General features: G+C 68.1%; 15 protein-coding genes. 9 read left to right on the top strand and 6 right to left on the bottom strand.

Annotation, left to right across the window (positions count from 1 at the left end):
- Positions 1–198: 198 nt before the first annotated feature.
- The 3 genes from AC07YH_RS19820 to AC07YH_RS19810 all read left to right on the top strand — a co-directional run bounded on the left by AC07YH_RS19820 (position 199) and on the right by AC07YH_RS19810 (position 3,955).
- Positions 199–2,388 carry a TonB-dependent receptor gene (locus AC07YH_RS19820; protein ID WP_494748678.1) on the top strand — a complete coding sequence of 730 codons (2,190 nt, stop codon included), beginning with the start codon at positions 199–201 and terminating at the stop codon, positions 2,386–2,388.
- 106 nt (positions 2,389–2,494) lie between these two features.
- Complete coding sequence (locus AC07YH_RS19815; RefSeq protein WP_494748677.1) at positions 2,495–2,971, top strand: MarR family winged helix-turn-helix transcriptional regulator; 477 nt, start codon at positions 2,495–2,497, stop codon at positions 2,969–2,971.
- A gap of 111 nt (positions 2,972–3,082) precedes the next feature.
- Positions 3,083–3,955, top strand: a complete 873-nt coding sequence (locus tag AC07YH_RS19810) for an SDR family NAD(P)-dependent oxidoreductase (protein ID WP_494748676.1) — start codon at positions 3,083–3,085, stop codon at positions 3,953–3,955.
- Positions 3,956–3,988: 33 nt separating this feature from the next.
- Here AC07YH_RS19810 and AC07YH_RS19805 read toward each other — a convergent pair whose 3' ends face one another.
- The 5 genes from AC07YH_RS19805 to AC07YH_RS19785 all read right to left on the bottom strand — a co-directional run bounded on the left by AC07YH_RS19805 (position 3,989) and on the right by AC07YH_RS19785 (position 10,664).
- On the bottom strand, positions 3,989–6,421 hold the full coding sequence (locus AC07YH_RS19805; protein ID WP_494748675.1) for a TonB-dependent receptor: 2,433 nt from the start codon (positions 6,419–6,421) through the stop codon (positions 3,989–3,991).
- 2 nt (positions 6,422–6,423) lie between these two features.
- Positions 6,424–7,401 carry a FecR family protein gene (locus AC07YH_RS19800; RefSeq protein WP_494748674.1) on the bottom strand — a complete coding sequence of 326 codons (978 nt, stop codon included), beginning with the start codon at positions 7,399–7,401 and terminating at the stop codon, positions 6,424–6,426.
- A 112-nt stretch (positions 7,402–7,513) separates the two neighbouring features.
- The gene (locus AC07YH_RS19795; protein ID WP_494748673.1) at positions 7,514–8,041 is read right to left on the bottom strand and encodes an RNA polymerase sigma factor; all 528 of its coding nucleotides are present in this window, start codon (positions 8,039–8,041) and stop codon (positions 7,514–7,516) included.
- Between the two features lie 170 nt (positions 8,042–8,211).
- Positions 8,212–9,405, bottom strand: a complete 1,194-nt coding sequence (locus AC07YH_RS19790) for an LptF/LptG family permease (protein WP_494748672.1) — start codon at positions 9,403–9,405, stop codon at positions 8,212–8,214.
- An 8-nt stretch (positions 9,406–9,413) separates the two neighbouring features.
- Positions 9,414–10,664, bottom strand: a complete 1,251-nt coding sequence (locus AC07YH_RS19785) for a glycosyltransferase family 4 protein (RefSeq protein WP_494748671.1) — start codon at positions 10,662–10,664, stop codon at positions 9,414–9,416.
- A gap of 149 nt (positions 10,665–10,813) precedes the next feature.
- On the opposite strand from AC07YH_RS19785, the gene AC07YH_RS19780 reads away from it, so the two are divergent.
- The 6 genes from AC07YH_RS19780 to AC07YH_RS19755 are packed head-to-tail and all read left to right on the top strand — an operon-like array spanning position 10,814 to position 17,417.
- Positions 10,814–11,980, top strand: coding sequence for a glycosyltransferase (locus AC07YH_RS19780; protein WP_494748670.1), 1,167 nt, complete (start codon positions 10,814–10,816; stop codon positions 11,978–11,980).
- Positions 11,977–12,885 (top strand): hypothetical protein, encoded by a 909-nt coding sequence (locus AC07YH_RS19775; protein WP_494748669.1) that lies wholly within the window; start codon positions 11,977–11,979, stop codon positions 12,883–12,885. Before AC07YH_RS19780 ends, AC07YH_RS19775 begins: the two co-directional genes overlap by 4 nt.
- A complete protein-coding gene (locus tag AC07YH_RS19770) occupies positions 12,878–13,762 on the top strand; it encodes a glucosamine inositolphosphorylceramide transferase family protein (RefSeq protein ID WP_494748668.1) in 885 nt (294 codons plus the stop codon). Before AC07YH_RS19775 ends, AC07YH_RS19770 begins: the two co-directional genes overlap by 8 nt.
- Positions 13,763–13,815: 53 nt before the next feature.
- The gene (locus AC07YH_RS19765; protein ID WP_494748667.1) at positions 13,816–15,036 is read left to right on the top strand and encodes a CDP-glycerol glycerophosphotransferase family protein; all 1,221 of its coding nucleotides are present in this window, start codon (positions 13,816–13,818) and stop codon (positions 15,034–15,036) included.
- Complete coding sequence (locus tag AC07YH_RS19760; RefSeq protein WP_494748666.1) at positions 15,029–16,186, top strand: glycosyltransferase family 4 protein; 1,158 nt, start codon at positions 15,029–15,031, stop codon at positions 16,184–16,186. The genes AC07YH_RS19765 and AC07YH_RS19760 overlap by 8 nt, the downstream gene beginning before the upstream one ends.
- Positions 16,187–16,202: 16 nt before the next feature.
- Complete coding sequence (locus tag AC07YH_RS19755) at positions 16,203–17,417, top strand: glycosyltransferase (RefSeq protein ID WP_494748665.1); 1,215 nt, start codon at positions 16,203–16,205, stop codon at positions 17,415–17,417.
- Here AC07YH_RS19755 and AC07YH_RS19750 read toward each other — a convergent pair.
- Positions 17,309–19,447 carry a TonB-dependent receptor domain-containing protein gene (locus AC07YH_RS19750; protein WP_494748664.1) on the bottom strand — a complete coding sequence of 713 codons (2,139 nt, stop codon included), beginning with the start codon at positions 19,445–19,447 and terminating at the stop codon, positions 17,309–17,311. The two genes, AC07YH_RS19755 and AC07YH_RS19750, sit on opposite strands and share 109 nt — an antisense overlap.
- Between the last annotated feature and the right edge of the window lie 26 nt (positions 19,448–19,473).

Here is a 19,473-nt window from a genome sequence, read left to right as displayed (position 1 = left end):
TTGCGCGACCGCCGAAACGACGCTCTTAGTTCATGGAAGCAGATGGGCGGCGGCGCCGACATTACCGCTATATTTCCATTTTTATACAAATCCCCAAGCTTTGAAATTTTCGGCTGAGCCGGCTCGGGCCTGGGGCTATAGGGCGCGAATGAAAATCGTTCGCACTTAAGCGAGCTTCAGGTCCGGGATTTCAATCAGATGTCGATCAACCGCGTGTTCCGCGGCGCGCCTTCGCGCGCCTTGCTTCTGGCCTCGGCGGCGAGCCTTCTGGCCATGCCGGCCCTGGCGCAGACCTCCACCGAGGTCAGCGGCGTCACGATCACCGGCCAGACGTCCTACAAGACCGGCGCGATCACCTCGGCCACCAAGACGCCGACGGCGCTGATCGACGTGCCGCAGGCGGTCAACGTCGTCTCGGTCAAGCAGATCGAGGACCAGGCCGCCAACGGCATCGGCGACGCGGTGCGCTACGTGCCGGGCGTCTTCTCATCGCAGGGCGAGAACAACCGCGACACGCTGAGCTTCCGGGGCAATCTGACGACCGCCAGCTTCTTCGTCGACGGCGTGCGCGACGACACCCAGAGCTATCGCGACCTCTACAACATCGAGCGCCTGGAGGTCTTCAAGGGCCCCAACGCCATGATCTTCGGTCGCGGCATCACCGGTGGCCTGATCAACCGCGTGACCAAGGTCGCGGATGGCCAGCAGCACCTGGGCGCGCGACTGGAGGCCGGCAGCTATGATCACTATCGCGGCCAGGTCGATCTGGGCGCGCCGGTCAGCGAGACCATCTCGCTGCGCGCGGCTGGGGTCTGGCAGGACAGCGGCAGCTTCCGCGACGGCGTCTGGAACAAGCGCTGGGGCTTCAACCCGACGGCGACCTTCAAGCTCGATCCGGACACCACCCTGTCGATCGGCTACGAGCGCTTCCACGACAAGCGCATCGGCGATCGCGGCGTGTCGTCCTACCAGGGCAAGCCGCTGGAGACGCCGCGCGGCCAGTTCTTCGGCGATCCGGATCAGAGCCCCAACTGGGTGGATTCCAACGCCGGCACGATCTTCGTCGAGCATCGCTTCAGCGACAGCGTGTCGATCCGCAACCGCACGCGCTACGCCTATTATGACCGCTTCTATCAGAACGTCTTCCCGGGCGCGGTGAACACCACGGCCCAGACCAACCCGGTCGGCCTAACGGCGGGCGTCTATGCGCCGGGCTCGATCGTGGCGATCAGCGCCTACAACAACGGGGCCAAGCGCCGGAACCTGATCAACCAGACCGATCTCAACGCGAAGATCTCGACGGGCGGCGTCGAGCACACCCTGCTGATCGGCGCGGAGTTCGGCCGCCAGACGACCAGCAACCTGCGCACCGAAGGCTTCTTCCCCACCGCGACCAGCGCCAGCGGCGTGCAGACCATCTTCGTGCCGGTCACGGCCTCGCAGATCAGCCGTCCGGACATCCAATGGCGCGAAGCCGCCACCAGCGGCCACAACTTCAGCATCGCCAAGGTCGCGGCCGGCTACGTCCAGGACCAGATCGAGCTGTCGCCGAACGTCCAGGTCATCGCCGGCGTCCGCTACGAGCACTATCAGACCGACGTCACCAACCGGAATCCCTTCCTGGCGGCCGGTACGCAGCGTGATTTCAGCGCCACCGACAATCTGTGGTCGCCGCGCGTGGGGGCGATCTACAAGCCCGCCGCCAACACCTCGATCTACGCCTCGTATTCGAAGAGCTACCTGCCGCGCGGCGGCGACCAACTGGCGGCGCTGAACCTTTCCAACCAGAGCCTGGATCCGGAAAAGTACGAGAACTACGAGCTGGGCGCGAAGTGGGACGTTCTGCCGACCTTCAACCTCAGCGCCGCGATCTTCCAGCTGGACCGCGACAACGTCCTGGCGCTGAGCGATCCCAACAACGCCGCCTCGCCGACCATCCCGATCGGCCGCCAGCGGTCCAAGGGCGTGGAGCTGAGCGCTCAGGGCGAAATCACCCGCCAGCTCAGCGTGGTGGCGTCCTATACCTATACCGACGCCAAGTTCCTGGACTCGCAGTCGGCGACGGTGCGGGCCGGCAACCGCGTCAACCACGTGCCCAAGTCGTCGGGCGCGGTCTGGCTGCGCTATGACCCGAACAAGACCTTCGGCGGCGCGATCGGCGTGACCAGCATGGGCAAGCGGTTCGCCGCGACGGACAACACCGTCTCGCTGGCCGGCTACACCCGCGTCGATGGCGCGCTCTACTACAAGGTCAACGCTCGCTACGACCTGCAGCTCAATGTCGAGAACCTGTTCGACAAGCGCTACTTCCAGTACGCCGACAGCAACAACAACATCTCGCCGGCCTCGGGGCGAGCGGCGAAGGTCAGCCTGAACGCCCGCTTCTGACGACGGCAGCGCCGTCCAGGAAGGCCTCACGGCCCGGCATCGGGGAAACCCGGCGCCGGGCCACTTGCATTCGCGGACGGGCTGGGCGCTTGACCGGGTGGTGCATATGCACCACCTCAAGGCCATGGACATCCGGACCCTTTCGCCCGAACGGCAGGCGCTGATGCGCGAGGTCGAGGAGACCTGCATGATCGCGCGGACGCGGCTGATCTCGCGGGTCATGACCGGCATTTTCGACGAGGCATTCCGGCCGTTCGGCGTGCAATCCTCGCAGCACACGCTGCTTGGCTCGATCATGCGGATGGGCGTGGCGACCCGAGCCGAGATTGGCCGCGCCAACCACTTGGATCGCTCCACCCTGACCCGGAACCTCAAGGTGCTGATGGAGGCGGGCTGGATCGAGGAGATCCCCGATCAGGTTCACGGCCGTCAGCGGCCCTTGCGGCTGAGCCGGGCGGGCGAGGACCTTTTGTTTGCGTCGATGCCCGCCTGGCGATCGGCCCAGGCCCGCGCGGCCGAGGTTTTGGGCCAAGCAGGCATGAGCGCCATCAAGACCGTCGCCGACGACATCATGCGCGGCTGATCCACTCTGGCCAGACTTAATGTTGCATATGCATCATTGTCGCGCCATATGCTGCATATGCAACATTAAGTCTGGCAATCGCCAGGCGGTGCAGCGAGCGTGGAGATGACGATGACGACCATTCTGGTGACCGGCGCGACCGGCGACACGGGCCGGCCGACGGTGCGGGAACTGCTGAAGAAGGGCTTCAAGGTTCGAGCCCTGGCCCGGCGTGAAGATGGTCGCTCGCAAGAGCTGGCGGCTCTCGGGGCCGAGGTGGTCTATGGCGATCTCTCGAGCCTGCGCGATATCCGCCAGGCGCTCCAGGGCGTTCAGCGCGCCTACTTCTGCTTTCCCCTGGCCGAAGGGCTGGTCGAAGCGGCCGTGATCTTCGCCCAGGCGGCGCGGGAGCAGGGCGTCGAGCACATCGTGAACATGTCTCACAAGCAGTCAGGACCCAACGCCCGCAGCAAGATCACCCAGAACCACTGGCTGTCGGAGCAGGTGTTCGACTGGTTGGGCATCGCGACCACCCACCTGCGCGTCACTTTCTTCGCCGAATGGCTGCTCTACATCTCGCCGCTGATCCAGCACGGTCGCTATGTGATGCCGTTCAGCAAGGACGCCCGCTTCGCGCCGCTGGCCGCGGCCGACACGGCCAGGATCGTCGCCAACATCCTGGAAGCGCCGGAGGGACACGGTGGTCAGGCCTACCAGCTGCACGGCCCCAAGGAATACAGCCACGAGGAGCTGGCGGCCGAGGTCGGCCGCGTGCTGGGCGTCGACCTGCCATTTGAGCAGGTCACGCCGTCGGTGTTCCTCGATATCCTGGGTCTCGAGGGCCATGAAACCCTGCGTCGCCACTTCGAGGCGGTCTCGATCGACCAGCTGGAAGGCCGGATCGCCGGCTTGGACGATATCGGTGCGAAGATCATCGGCGGTCCGCTGATGACGGTCGAGGCGTTCGTCGAGGCCAATCGGTCGCGCTTCCAGCGATCGGTCTAGTTGTCGATCCGCGCCCGGGACCCTGGGGTCCGCCTAGAAGCGGGCCGTCAGTCGCACCGTCAGGGTCCGGGGACGCGGCGGGGTGACGATCTGGTCGCGGGTGATCAGGAACGGATTGCCGAACGAGAAGCTGTTGGCGTGGTTGTTCAGCGGGTTGTCCAGCGTGGCCGCCAGCGTCCAGCCCGGCGTGGTCAGGCTGGCCACGCCCCGCAGGCCCAGATACTCGCCCATCTCGTGGGCGGTGTCGGCGTCGAAGGTCAGGTAGGAACCGCCGACGTATGACGCTTGGCCCTGGAGGCGCAGCGTCGGGCCGATCGCCAAGTCCCGATGATAGTCGAAGCCCAGGCTGGCCGTGGCCCGCGCCACGCCAGGCAGGCTGGCGTCCTTGCGCGTGCTGAAGGCCGGGTTGAGCTTGGTGACTTCCGGATCGTTGAGCAGCGCCGCGGCGCGCAGGTCCAGCCGCTCGCTGACCCGGAAGGCGGCCTCGGCCTCGACGCCGCGATTGGCGCCGTTGCCGATATTGGCGGTGTAGGCCGCGCCGTCGGCCAGGTACTGGTCGCTCTGCACCGACTCCCAGGTGGCGTAGAACACCGCCGCGCGACCCTGCAGGCGGTCGTCGAAGGCGCGCAGCTTCAGGCCCAGCTCGTAGTTCCACAGCTCGTCGGCCTTGTAGCGGCGCGGCGGGGTTCCGGGCATGTCGAACACTTGGCCGATGCGACCGGCGGTGTTGAAGCCCCCGGGCCGATAGCCCTCGGCGGCTTGAGCGTAGACCAGCAGGCCCGGCTTGGCGTCGTAGCTGACCAGGAGCTTGGGCGAGAGGCCCATAGCGTCGTCGGATTGGGAGGTCTGGCGCTGGCCGGCTGGCTGAGTGATCGTCGAGTCGGTGTCGAACCGGAAATCGAACCAGCGCAGGCCCGCCGTCGCCGACAGGCGCGGCGTGGCGTCGAAGGTCACCTCGCCATAGAGCGCTGTCTCGCGAATGGCGTCGCGCCGCTTCTCGGCATAGGCGGCTGGCGAGCCGGCGGGGAGGGCGCTCAGGCTGGTGTTCAGCCGGATCGATCCTGTCGAGGCGAAGGCGCCGACCAGGCCGTGCAGGCGATGCTGGCTAGGCGTGGCGTAGGTGACTTCGGCCACCGTCAGGTCGATGCCCTTGTCCTCGTCGAACGCCGCCGGCGCGCCGGCCAGACCGTAGAGCGTCGAGACCGAGGTGGCGTCGTAGCGGCTATCGAAGTGGTGCGACAACTGCGAGACCGAGCCCGTAACCCGCCCCCAGTCGCCTTCGCCCGTCAGCGTCAGGGATACGTGGTCGAAATCGTTGTCGTGCGGCTCGCGCACCAGGCTGTCGCGCACCTTGGGGCCCAGTCGCCGCAGGCCGTACTGGGTGTCCTGGTTGTTGATCGACTGGTGGGTCAGGCCCAGGGTCAGGGTCCAGTCCTGTGTCAGGGCCGCGCGCAGGCTGGCCCGCACGCCGGCGCGCGACGAGGCGTTGGCGCGGCGAAGGCCCAGGGCCGGATTGCGGATATAGCCGTCCTGGGTCTCGCGATAGGCCACGGTCCGCAAGGCCACGCGGCCATGGACAAGCGGCAGGTTGGCCATCGCCTCCACCTCGTCGCCGTAGCTGCCGCCCTTGGTCCAGCCGAAGCCGGCCAGGACGCTGGCCTGGTAACGATCGAGGTCCGGCTTGCGGGTGGCGATCCGCATCACCCCGCCCAGCGAGCCGCCGCCATAAAGCGTGCCTTGTGGCCCGCGCATGATCTCCACCCGCTCGACATCAGCCAGCCGCAGATCCGGATCGGGCGCGCTATAGGTGATCGGCACGTCGTCGAGATAGAGCGCGACCATCGACTGGGTCTGGCCCGTGAACGCGCCGTCCGACAGGCCGCGCAGCAGCACCTTGTCGCGGCCGGGGCCCAGGTTGGTCACCGTCATGCCGGCGATCTGGCCGGTCAGGTCGTAGAGGCTGGTGACCGCCTCACGTTCCAGCGCGCCGCCCGACACCACCGAGATGGCGTAGGGTGTGCGGCCCGGCAGGTTGGGGTAGCGCTGAGCGGTGATCACGACTTCGCCCAGGCCCAGCGGCGCAACGGCTGCGGGGGCAGGCTTGGCGGAACGTGGCGGGGCCGCCAGGCGATGGATGATCACCGTGCGCGGATCGGGCTGGCTGTAACCGCAGCCGCTGCCGGCCAGCAGTCGATCGAGCGCGGCTGTGACCGACAGGCGTCCTGTCAGGGCTGCAGCCTGGCCCCGACAAGCTTCGAGATCGCCACCCAACGACAGCTCGGCCTGCAGGGCGAAATCGATCAGGGCCGCGTGGACGGGCTTGGCGGCGATCTGCAGCCGCACGACGGGCGATGGCCGGCCGGCGAACAGGCGCGGCGCGGCCTCGGCCGGTGCGCCGGCGAGGCTGGCCAGGCTCGCGCCCAGGGCCGCGACCCAGACGCCGCCGCGATCGACCTTGCCCGTCACGGTCAGCGGCGGGCCGTCTTGGCCTTGAGGATGACCCCGTTGGGCGTCGTCTCGGCGACGATGGGCGCGAACAGTTCCAGGCGCCGGATCATGGCGGCCTCCTCATCGACCAGCAGGACGCCCGACACTGTCACCGAGGCGGCGCTGGGATCAACGCGGATCGGCGTGGCGACATAGCGATTGAGGTCGGCGGCGACCTGAGTCAGCGGCGTGCGGTCGTAGATCAGTTTGCCGGACTTCCAGGCGAAGGCGGTATCTGGCGCGACCTCGGTCACCTTGGCGGCCGCGCCCGGCGCCTTCGCCAACTGCTGGCCGCGCGCCAGCCTCACGGTTCCCTCCTGGCCGCCCGAGACGGCGACGAGGCCGCGACGCACCGAGACCGCCAGTTGGTCAGCGTGGCTGAGGATATTGAACTCCGTACCCAGCACCCGCACTTCACGCGCGCCGACCGCCACCACGAAGGGGCGGTTCTCCAGATGGGCGACATCAAAGCTGGCCTCGCCGTCGACCAGGGTCACGTCGCGCTGCTTGGCGCCGAGCCGGACGCGCAGGGTGGTCGCGCCGCCCAGGGTCAGTCGCGAGCCATCGGCCAGGGCGACCTCCCGGGTCTCGCCGCGCCGGGTCGAATAGTCGGTGAAGGTCGGCTGGGTCAGTTGCGGTGTCACGACCAGCGCCACGACCGCCGCCGCGGCGGCCACGCCGAGGCCGATCAGCAGGCCGCGCCGCGAGGCGGGGGGCGGACGGCGCAGGGGCGTGACGTTGGCCGGCAGCGGCGCTTCGGCCTCGATGTCGTTGGCTGGGAGGTCTTCCAGGTCGAGCCACACCGCCTCGACCGCCTCATAGGCGGCCGCGTGCGCCGGGTCGGCTTCCAGCCAGGCCTGGAACGCCGTCCAGTCTTCGAGAGCGGCATCGCCCTGCAGCTTGGCGAACCAGTCGGCCGCCGTCTGCTGGATCGGATCGTGTGGGACGGACTCGGTCATCGACGGTTTGCGCTTCCTTCGCGCCTGGCCTGGAACGGGCGCCGACACAATGACGCCGCAGGGCCGCAAGGTCCTCTCCACATCCCGGTAAGGTGAGGCATTTCTGTCACAATCATCGGCCCACCCTGCTGACGAGGTGGCCGAGGGCAAGGCTGACGTGCTTCTCGACGGCGCTGCGCGAGATGCCCATCCGCTCGGCGGTCTGGGCGTGGGTCAGGCCCTCGAACTTGTGCAGGCGGAAGACGCGCTGGGTCACGGGCGACAGGGTCTCCAGCGCCTGCGACAGCTTTTCCAGCCGCTGACGGGCGATCACCGCGCTTTCGGCGTCCGGGGTGTCGGCGATGTCCAGGGCCCCGACGGTGGCGTGATGGGTCCGGCGCCACTCGGTGTCGCGCGCGCCCGAGCGCTTGGCGCGGCGCAGGCGGTCCAGCATCAGGTTCGAGGCCAGGCGGTACAGATAGGCCGGTGGGTTCTCGATCGGCTCCTCGGTGACCGCCTGGACCTTCAGATAGAGTTCCTGGACCAGGTCCTCGACATCACCACGACCGCCCAGACGCGCCAGGAAGAACCGCCGCATGTCGTCGCGGCGTTGCAGATAGGCGGCCGCCAGCGGCGTGAGATCGGTGGAGGCGTCCTTCATCGGGCGCGCGCACGGATGGCGCGGCGGACGAAGGGCGAGGTCGGGGTCAGGCTGTCGGCGTCGATGATCATCGCCAGGACGTAAGTCCCGCTGAAGGAGTCGGTGGGAACCAAGAGACATGGCTTGACGGCGCGACGAAGGCAAGTCGGGCGAGAGTGTGGCGACTGGCGCTAAGCGACAGCGCGGCGTGCGCCGAACGCCTGGGCGATGGCGGCGAAGAGCGCGGCGATGCGTTCGGTCACCCAGCTGACCGGGTTCTCGCCAGGGCGTTTCCGGCTGGCGACCCAGGTGGCGACGCAGAGGACCGCGAAGGCGGCGGCGGGCGCACCGACGGCGAGGAGCGCCGGAACGCTTGCGCTCGAGGTCATGGCCTGGCCGAGGATCATCGCCGTTTCGAACAGGAACAGCAGGACCCCGCCCGTGGCCATCGCCGAGCCTGCCCCAGCGCGCTTGGCGCTGAGGCCGAAGGGAACGGCCAGCAGCGGCAGCAGGGGCAGGATCAGCGCTCGGGACGCGCGGGCGTAGAGCTCGGCCAGCAGGGTCTGCCGGGGTAGGGCGGGCTTGGCCTGGCCGAACCCTTGCTGGGCCAGCTCGATGAGCGTCAGTTCGCTGACATCGTCGCCACGGACCCGGAACAGCTTGCCGGACAGCGACAGGGGCACATCGAAAGAGACGGCCGCGAACTTGGTCACATAGACTTGGGCGTCAGGCGTCGTGCTGATCTGCCGGCCGTCGTGCAGGTCCAGCGTGACGCTTTGATCGCCAGTGTCCCTACGAACGACCGCCGAAACCGCCGTCAGGACATCCTCGCGCCCGTCCGGCTCGATCTTGCGGATGAAGACGCGCTCCAGATGGCGACCGCTGGCGTCGGTGCGATCGGCGGTCAGGAAGAGCGAGCCGTTGGACAGCAGGGCCTTGGGCCGTACGTCGCCGTTCCACCCGGCCTTTTCGACCGCGTGCAGCACGGCGTGATAGGCGTAGCGGCTGTAGGGTTGGACGAAGCCGAACAACAGCACGCTGAAGACCATCAGCAGGATGCCGAGGCTAACGAAGGGCGCGGCGAAGCGGCCCAGCGACGTGCCGCTGGCCAGGATCGCGTCGATCTCCGAACTCTTGTTGAGGCCGTTGACGACCACGAACAGGCCGATGAAGAAGCCGCCCGGCAGGGTCAGGCCCACATAGTGCGGGACGAGATTGACCAGCAGCTCGGAGAGATATTTGAAGCCGTCCGTCGTCTGCGACACCAGCTGGAAGGAGCGCATGATGCGCTCCATCAGGAACACGACCATCGTGCTGATCAGCACGGCCGCCATCGGTATCAGGGCCCGCCTCAGCAGGTAGCGGTCGAGGATTGTCGCGATCATGGGCGTGCTCAGATCGCGGGCAAGCCGGCCGGTTGTGGCTCGGCCAGGCCGTCGGAACACCAAGCGGGCGTGAGCAGCACACGCGAGGCGGGGCGTTTATCGAGGGCCTCGGCGTAGATCTCCACAACCTCATCCAGGATTTCCGTCCAGCGATAGGTGGCGCTGCGGGCAAGGGCCTCGGCGCCGAGGCGAAGCCGTTCCTCGCGATCGACCAGCAAGCCCGACAACGCGTCGGCATAGGCTGACGGCTGATCTGCGCAGAGGAGCGCGTTGTGGCCGTGGCGCAGCAGCGCGCGGGTGTTGGGCGCATCGGCGCAAACCATGGCGAGACCCGAGGCCATCGCCTCGAGATTGACGTTGCCGAAGGTCTCGGTGGTGCTGGGGTTGAGGAAGATGTCGCCGCTAGCCAGGGTCGTGGCCAAGGCCTCGCCCGACAGGAAGCCGGCGAACATCGCGCCAGGCAGCCGCTCCTGGAACCAGGCGCGGGCGGGGCCATCGCCGATCACCAGCACCTGGGGCGCATGACCCGCCGCTTCGAGCTGGCCAAGGGTCGCGGCAAAGGCCGCCAGGCCCTTTTCCATGACAAGCCGGCCCAGGAACACGATCACCGGACGATCGGGCGCGAAGCCCTGGTTCAGCCGCCAGGCCTCGTCGCGCCGTCCGGGATGGAAGAGGTCGGCGTCGACGCCCCGCGCCCAGGTCCGGACGCGCGTGGTCGGGCTCTGGGCCCGAAGCTCGTCGCCGATGGCCTCGGTCGGGGCCATGACGTAGTCGCAGGCCCCGTAGAACTTCCAGAGCTGGTTACGGACCATCGGGCGCAACTGGCCGAGGCCGTAATAGTCGAGATACGTGTCGAACAGGGTGTGCAAGCTGGCGACCACCGGGACCTTCAGCTTGCGGCCGAACTTCAGCGCGGCCGAGCCCAGGAGATCCGGCGCGGACAGGTGGAAGAGGTCGGGCTTGAAGGCTTCGATGTCCCGCCGAAGCGCGGCGGGCAGGCCCAGCGCCAGGCGGTAGTCGCGGCGGAACGGGATCTTCACCGACGGCACGGAGACGAGGTCGCCGGCCGGTTCGAAAGCGGGATTGGGTCCGGTCGGGGAATAGACCCGCACCTGCGCGCCGATCGTGCTCTGCAGGTGGGCCACCAGGCGGTTCAGCGACTTGTTGGCTCCGTCGAGGGTGTAGTTGTAGTTCCCCGAGAACAAGGCGATCCGCAACGGGCGCGCACCGTCAGTGTGCGTCAGCGCCTTGATGTCCATGATAGTCCTTCCACGCGCCACGCCCCTGGCCTTGGCGATCAAGACGTCGCGCGGGCGGCGCCCCCACACGGATTTTCGAAATCGATGAGACCCCGCGCCGCCCACGCCGTCTTTGGGCCAGGGCGACGGGGCCTCTTTCGGGAAGCATGATGCGCGTAGTGGATGTCGCCGAATTCTATTCGCCCACCGGCGGGGGCGTGCGGACCTATATCGATCGCAAGTTCGAAGCCGCGGCCCAGCTGGGCCACGAGCTTTTCGTCATCGCGCCCGGACCCGCGAACCATTTCGAGCCGCGTGGCTCGGGCGGCGTGATCCAGGTCCAGGCGCCGCGCCTGCCGTTCGACGCCAACTATCACATGTTCTGGGACGCGGCGCCCGTTCACCGCCAGCTCGACGTCCTGGCCCCCGACTTGGTCGAGGCCTCGTCTCCGTGGCGCGGCGCGGCGGTCGTCGCCAGCTGGGCGGGGCGAGCGCCGCGCGCCATGTTCATGCATGCCGATCCGGTGGCGTCCTATCCGCAACGATGGCTGGCCCCCGTCGCCAGCCCTCAGCGGATCGACCAGCTGTTCGGCTGGTTCTGGAGCTATCTGCGTAAACTGGCCGGGGGCTTCGGCTCGGTCGTCGCCGGCGGGCCCTGGCTCGCCGACCGCCTGACGGGGCAGGGCGTGGGCGCGGTGGAGAGCGTGCCTCTGGGCATCGATCGCGGCGCGTTCTCGCCCGCCAGGCGCGACGAGGCGCTGAGGTCCAGCCTGCTGGCGGCCTGCGCCTGTCCCGACGACGCCAAGCTGGTCCTCGGCGTCGGACGCTTCCATCCGGAGAAACGCTGGCCGATGGTGATCGAGGCGGCGATGCGCGCCCGCGCCGACGCCCCGATCGGCCTCGTCTTGATCGGTGACGGCATCGACCGTACGCGCGTGGCCCGTGCGGCCGCCGGCCATCCTCACGTCCGCATCCTGCCGCCGATCCGCGATCGCGGCCTGCTGGCGGCCCACCTGGCCAGCGCCGATGCCCTGGTACACGGCTGCGAGTCAGAGACCTTCGGCCTGATCCCGGCCGAGGCCATGGCCAGCGGGCTTCCCGTCGTGGGACCCGATCGCGGCGGCTTCGCCCATCTGGCCCAACCGGCGACCTCGGAACTCTATCGCGCCGGCGACACCGAGGCCGCGGCGGCGGCGATCCGTCGGCTGCTGGCGCGCGACCCCGGCGCGCTGAGGGCGGCCGCCATCGAAGCCGCCGCCAGGGTTCGCCGGGACATCGACCACTTCGCCGATCTCTTCGATCACTACGGGTCGATCGCGGCCGGGGCGCGGGCGTGAGCCGAACCGCGCGGGAAAAGGCGGCGCGGTGGTGGCCCTGGCTGGGCGGCGCCCTTTCAATCGGGCTGGTCGCGGCCATCGCCCTGCAACTGGGAGACGCGACCTCGGATGTCCTGAAGACGATCAGCGGGCTGCCGCCGCTCGTCTGGCCGGCCTTCCTGCTGCTCTATCTGACGCAGACGCTGTTCGACTACGCGATCTTCCGCCGTCTCTGGAACATGCCCGTGGCGGGTATTGAGACCCTGCTGCGCAAGAACGTCATCAACGAGGTCGTGCTCGGCTACAGCGGCGAGGCGTTCCTCTATGTCTGGGCGCGGCGAGCGGCCGGCGTTGTCGCCGAGCCCTTCGCCGCCATCAAGGACGCCAACATCGTCTCGGCGCTGATGGGAAATCTCCTGACCCTGGTCTTGGCGATGGTCAGCGCCGCGCGGCTGCACGATCTCGATTTCGCCGGACGGCTGGGGCCGACCCTGTGGTCGGGGCTCATTCCACTGGCGATCTCGCTCGGCGTCCTGGCCTTTGGGCACCGGGTGTTCTCGCTGCGCTTGGGGCAGTTGGGCTACGTCGCCCTCGTCTGTGGGCTGCGTCTGGCCTCTTGGTCTCTGCTAACCGTGCTGATCTGGCGGATGGCGCTGCCGCAAGTCGCTTCCGGTCTCTGGGTCGTGCTGCTGGCGATCCGTTGCCTGGTGTCGCGCATCCCGCTGATCTCCAACAAGGACCTGGTGTTCGGGAACCTGATGCTTCTCCTGCTGGGGACGCACTCCAGCGTCGCCGTGCTGCTGGCGGCGCTGGCCGTCATGACGCTGGCCCTGCATCTCGTCGTCATCGTGGGGCTTGGCGCGGCCGATCTGGCGCGCGCCGCCATGGCCCCGAGGCTGGCGACCGCCGGCGCCGTCCATGACTGACTGGCGCCTGAAGATCCCCGGGCGAGACATCTGGCGGGTGGGTCTGGTCGAGGCCCCGATCGCCGAGGTCATCCGACGCGGCTTCGCTCCCGACTCGACCATCCATTGGCTGCCCGAGGAGGGGCGGCTGAAGTTTCTGGCCGATCCGTTCGGCGTCTGGCGCGACGGCCGTCTGCACCTGTTCGTCGAGGCCTATGACTACTGGACCCGCCACGGCGTCATCGAGCACATCGAACTGGGCGCGGAGTTCACGCCGGTTCGGCGGTCGGTCGTGCTGCGGGAACCCTGGCACCTGTCCTATCCACAGATCTTCGAGGCCGAGGGCGAGACCTGGATGCTGCCCGAGGCCTATCGGTCCGGAGCGCTGACGCTCTACCGCGCGGCGGCGTTTCCCGATGTCTGGGAGCCGGTTGTCACCCTGGCGCTGGACACGCCCGCCATCGACGCCACGCCGTTCCAGCACGACGGCCTGTGGTGGCTGGCCTATTCGCCCAAGGGGCCGCAGCGCTGGAAGCAGGGACGGCTTCATCTGGCCTACGCCGAGCGCCTGACGGGGCCATGGCGGACGCATCCGGGCAATCCTGTCCGCAACGATCTGGCGTCCAGCCGGCCGGGCGGCACGGCGTGGGTTGAGCACGGCCTGCCGCGTCTCCCGGTGCAGGACTGTACGAACACCTATGGCGGCGGCCTCCGCCAACTGACGATCCTCAAGCTGGGCCCCCGACATTTCGAAGCCGAAGCGGGACCGCCGCTAAGTCCTCCAACTGGCGCAGGGCCATACACGCAGGGCCTGCATACATTGTCGGCCTGTGGCCCGGTTACGCTGTTCGACGTCAAGCGCATCGACCGGTCGCTCTGGGCGCCGCGCGGAGGTTGAGGCGAGGCCGATAAATCGGTGAGAGGGTTCCTGGCCCACGGCGTCGTTTGGCCATGCGCATCGGGTTCCTCTTCAATCACGACCAGGTCCACCAGGTGGCTCACAGCCTGCCGATCGCCCTGGCGTTGGCGCGAGCGGATCTGGGCCTGGAGATCGTGGTGGCGACCACCAACCGGCGCATGACCGCCGAGGTGATCCGCTTGGGCGAAGGCCTGATCGGCCACGGCGTCGATCTGGTTGAACTGGGTCTCAAGCGTCGGACCTCGCAGGTCCTGGCCGCAACGGCGGAGGCGGTCCTGCCGGCGACCAAGCTGCTGGTCTATGGCGACAATCTCGACTTCTTCCGGTCGCTGGACATCCTGGTCGTGGCCGAGAAGACCTCGCTGATCCTCAAGACCCGCTATGGCCTGGATCACCTGAAGATCATCCATACGCGGCACGGCGCGGGCGATCGCGCCATCGGCTTCGACAAGGCCAGCGCCGATTTCGACCACGTGCTGGTTTCCGGCCGCAAGATCCGTGATCGTCTGGTCAGCGAGACCGGCGTCGATCCGCTGAAGATTTCTGTCGTCGGCTATCCGAAGTTCGATCTTCTGCCTCGAGGGCGGGCCACCCATCCGCTGATCGACGATGGTCGGCCGGTGGTGCTCTACAACCCGCACGTCTCGCCGCACCTGTCGTCCTGGTACGAGGCGGGCCGGCAGGTGTTGGATTGGTTCGTCGAGCACGACGACCACCACCTGATCTTCGCCCCGCACGTCATGCTGTTCGAGCGGCCGTTCGTGGTCACCATCGACAAGCTGCGGTTGGATCGCGCCGGGCGGATCGAAGAGCGCTATCTGCGCGCGCCCAACATCCATATCGACCTGGGCAGCCGCGCCTCGACCACCATGGCCTACACCCAGCGGGCAGACATCTATCTCGGCGACGTCTCCAGTCAGGTCTACGAGTTCCTGCTGAAGCCCCGGCCGTGTGTCTTCCTCAACACCCACCGCCACGCCTGGCGGGACGACGCCAACTTCGGCCACTGGCGGGCCGGGCCGGTGATCGAGACGCCGGACCAGCTGGGCGCCGCCCTGGCTTGCGCCCAGGCCGAGCACGAGACCCGCTGGCGCCCCGTGCAGCAGGCGATGTTCGCCGAGAGCTTCGACCTGACCGAGGAGCCCTCTGCGGCCCGCGCCGCGCGGGCGGTGGCGCGCTTCGCGGGCCTGGACTGGTCGATGGCGGCGCTCCCGAAGCTGGAGCAGGCCGAACCGGAGCGGGCCCATGGCTGAGCTGCGCATCGCCTATGTGATCAACTCGGTCGAGGGCGGTGGCGCGGCCCTGCCGACGCCGGCCGTGGCGCGGGCCCTGATCGCCCAGGGCGCTCACATCGAGATCTTCGCCCTGACCCGCCGCGATGGTCGCGCCGCGCCGCTCCTGGAGGCGGCGGGCCTGACCGTCCACGTCCGGAAAGGCGGCGAGACGGATCATCGCAAGGCCCTGGCCTGGCTGGACGCCCAGCTGCGAGACTGGCGGCCCGACGTCATCTGGACCTCGCTGACTCGCGCGACCTTGCTGGGCCAGATCGTCGGCAAGCGCCTGGCCGTGCCCGTGGTCAGCTGGCAGCACGCCGCGCGGCTGAAGCTGGCGAACCTGTTGCTGCTGCATCTGCGCCGGGCGGGTTCGCGACTGTGGGTCGGCGATTCCCACAGCGTCACCGACCTGACCGCCGAACGGTTGGAGGTTCCGCCCGAACGGCTGATCACGTGGCCGCTGTTCGCTGCAAATCCTGACACGTATCGGGCCTATCCCTGGCGTCCGGGGCAGACCCTGGAGCTGGGGTCACTGGGGCGACTGCATTCTGTGAAGGGCTACGACATCCTGATCGAGGCGCTGCTGCGGCTGCAGACGCAGGGCTGCTGCCTGCCGGCCGCGATCCGGGTGCGGATCGCCGGCGAGGGCAGGGCGCGCGCAGCCCTGGAAGAACGCGTCGAGCGCTACGGTCTCAGCTTCATCGAGTTCACCGGTTTCAACGACCGGCCCCTGGAGTTCCTGGCCGATCTGCATCTCTATCTGCAGCCGTCGCGGTCCGAGGGCCTCTGCCTCGCCGCCCACGAGGCCATGCAGGCGGGTCTGCCGGTCATCGCCTCCAGCGTTGGCGAGCTGCCTTACAGCATCGAGAACGGCGTGACGGGCCTGACCGTGCCGCCCGGCGATCCCTGGGCGCTGGCGGAGGCGCTGGGGCGTCTGCTGTCACGGCCCGAGCGCCTGGCGCGGATGGGCTTGGCGGCGCGTGCGCGCGTGCTGGAGCGCTTCGGCCAGGAAGCCTTCGACCGCACCGGCGCGGCGATCTACCGACGCCTGCCGGGCTTCATCGCCGAGACGAGTGGCGCGCCCGTAGCGCGCTCGTCATCGGGCCTGAGCCAGTCAGCTTGGCGGTGACCTTCTTGGAGATCCTGTGCGCGTCCTGACCTTCCTGCACAGTTTCGAGCCCGGCGGCGTCGAACGCATCGCGTTGCGGCTGGTGCGGCAATGGCGCGCCCTGGGTGTCGATGCGCCTCTATTTCTGGGCCGAACCGACGGCGACATGCTCGGTGATGTCGGTGCGGACCTGGACTTCATCCTGCCGCCCAAGGCCGGTTCGCGCCTGGCGAAGATCGAGATGCTCTGGATGATCTGGGTGCTGCCCAAGGTCGTGCGCCGTGTCCGTCCCGACGTCCTGTTCTGCTCGGGCAACACCTATGCCGTCGTAGCCGTGGCGCTCAAATTCTGGCTAGGGCGCGATTGCCCGCCCATTCTGGTGAAGGTCAGCAACGACCTGGATCGTCACGACAAGCCAGCGTGGTTTCAGTTCTTCTACCGCCGCTGGCTCAAGGCCCAGGGGCGTCATCTCGACCACTTCATCGGCATGGAGACGCCGATGATCGACGAAATTCGCGAAGGCCTCGGCGTATCGGCGGACCGGATCACGATCATCCCGGACCCCGCCTTGTCCGGGCCGCTGATCGAAAGACTGCGAGCCGGAAAGAACTCCGGTCGATGCGAAGGCGCGGGCCGGCGCTTCGTCTGTGTGGGCCGGCTCACGCCGCAGAAGAATGTCGCCCTGATGCTGCGGGCGTTCGGATGCGGCGCCCGCGAAGGCGATACGCTGACGGTGATCGGGGATGGCCCAGAACGCGCGAAACTCGAAAGCCTCACGCGGAATCTCGGGCTTGAAAGGCAGGTGAGATTTCGGGGTTATGTGCCTGAACCGGCTAGCCTTTTGCCTACGTTCGACGTTCTGCTGCTGTCCTCGAACTATGAAGGCGTGCCCGCTGTCATCCTTGAAGCGCTGGCCGCCGGACTGCCCATCGTCGCCACCGATTGCAGTCGCAGCATGGCGACCCTGCTCGGCCATGGCGCGATGGGTCAGCTTGTCCCGATCGGCGACGAGAAGGCGTTGGCTGAAGCGATCACAAAGGCCCGGCCGTCTTCGCAGGACGAACAGCTAAGTCTCGCTCAAGCTCAGCGCTTCACGATCGAGGACGCGTCGGAGGCCTATCTCCGGGTCCTGTCGCGGCTTTGTCAGGGCGCGCCGTATTCGAAGCCGGGGTCCTTGGCCTTGCCGCCGGCTCCGAACTTCCAGGACAGGCTGACGAACGCCGTACGGCCCAGCTGGCGGCGCTCGAACTGATCGCTCAGGGCCGGGGTGTCGATCACCGTGCGGTCGCGCTGCTTGTTGAACAGGTCCGAGACGGTGAACACGGCCGACAGATCGCTCGTCAGCTTGCGTCGATAGCCCAGGTTGACGCTGCTGCTGGGCAAGCGATGGCCTTGGGCCGTCAGGCGCTTGCCGCTGTAGTTGGCGCTGACCTGGACGAAGTCCTTCGGCGTCAGGGCATAGTCCACGCTGGCCTTGCCGGTATAGCCGACCGCCGAGCGCTTGGCGGCGAAGCCCAGATTGGCCGCGTCGATCTGATTGTAGAAGACGTTGGTGCTGAGGTTGTAGCTCAGCGCGCCCGCCAGCTTGCCGCTGGCCGACAGCTCCACGCCGCCTGACGTGCTCTTGCCGAGGTTCTCCTTGGTGGTCAGCAGCACCGTCGGGCTGATGTAGCGGCTGACTTCGGTCATGCCGTTCAGGCTGCGGCGGGCATAGGCCGTGGCCGCCAGGGTCGCGCCGTGCGTCCGGGTTTCGTAGCCGATCTCCAGCGCGTGGGTCTCTTGCGGCATCAGGTTCGGATTGCCGGCCCGGGCGCTGAAGGCGTCGATGACCACGAAATAGGGGTTGAGGTCCTCGGGCTCGGGGCGCGCCACTCGCTTGCTGTAGCTGAGGCGCAGCTTGCGATCCTCGCCCAGGTCCCGCTCCAGGTGCAGGGTCGGATAGGCGCGGAAGTAGTCGGTGCTGTTCTTCAAAGCGCTCGTGAGCTGGTTGGTGTCGATCAGCGTCTCCTCCAGCCGCAGGCCCGCCAGCAGGGTCCAGTCGCCGAGCGGCCGCTCGTAGGTCCCGTAGAGGGCGTGCACCGTGCGCTTGTAGAGGAAGCGGTTGGTCTGGGCCGGATCGGCCACGTGTAGGTCGCCGACGATCGTGCCGCCGTAGTTGTCGTAGTCGTCATCGTCGCGCTGCAGGTCGTAGCCGAGCTTCAGCTTCGCTTTCCCGGGCAGGGCGCCGGCATACTCCGCACTCAGCTCGTTGGTGATCTCGTCGGCGCGGGGGATCAGCTCCTCGCGGACCTCGGCGCCGGGTGGGGCGCGGAAGCGGCTGACATAGGCCCGGCGGCGATCCTCCTTGGTCTGGCCCCGTTGCAGGTCGAGCGTGAACTCGCCGTCGTTGGCCAAGGTGCGGCGGTAGCCGGCCGAGATCTGGGTGCTGGTCTCGTGGCCGCGCCCGGCGCCCAGGCGGTCGTAGTCCTTCAGCACCGCGCCGCCGGGATCGGCCGCCCGGTTGCGCTCGCCGATCGTCAGGGTCTCGGCGCGGCGGTTATAGCTGACCCCGCCATTGATCCGGCTCTTGGCGTCGAGGTCATAGTCGAAACCGACCGAGGCGATCTTGGAGTCCCGCTGCTGGTCGGTGACCACGGTCTGGTCGCTGGCCGCCACGCCGCCGACGACAGCGTCGCGGCGCAGGCGGTGGTCGGTGGTCGTGCGCTTGCGGGTCTCGTGGCGCAGCGAAGCCGAGCCGAAGAGGTTCAGGGCGCCGGATTTGTAGGCCGCCGTGGCGCCCAGATTGTAGCGGCCTTCCGTCCCCAGACTGGCCTGGGCCGTGCCCGAGCGGCCGGGGCGACGGTTTTTCTTGGTGACGATGTTGATGATGCCCGACGATCCGTCCGGCTTGAACTGGGCCGACGGGTTGGTGATCACCTCGATCGACTCGATGGTGTCGGCCGGCATCTGCTGCAGGATCGCCCCGCGATTGGCCGCCGACATCATGGTCGAGGGCTTGCCGTCGATCAGCACCTGGACGTTGCTGTCGCCGCGCAGGGACAGGTTGCCCAGCACATCGACCTCGACCGAAGGCAGGTTGCGCAGCACGTCGCCCACCGAGCCGGCGGTCGCCTGCAGGTCATGCGCCACCGAATAGGTCCGCCGGTCGATGGAGGTCGTCTCCGCCGGCCTCGTGGCTGTGATCACCACGCCCTCGACCGCCGGGGCCGGTGCCTGCTGGGCGAACGCCATCGCGCCCGGGGCGCAGCTGGCCACGAGAGCCGCCATCAAGGTCTTGCGCATGCCGTGTCCCGCCCAGTCCAACTGCG

The organism is Caulobacter sp. GW456-12-1-14-TSB4, assembly GCF_059424195.1.
The sequence above is the reverse complement of the archived record's forward strand: the minus strand, read 5'-3'. Positions and strand labels throughout refer to the sequence as shown.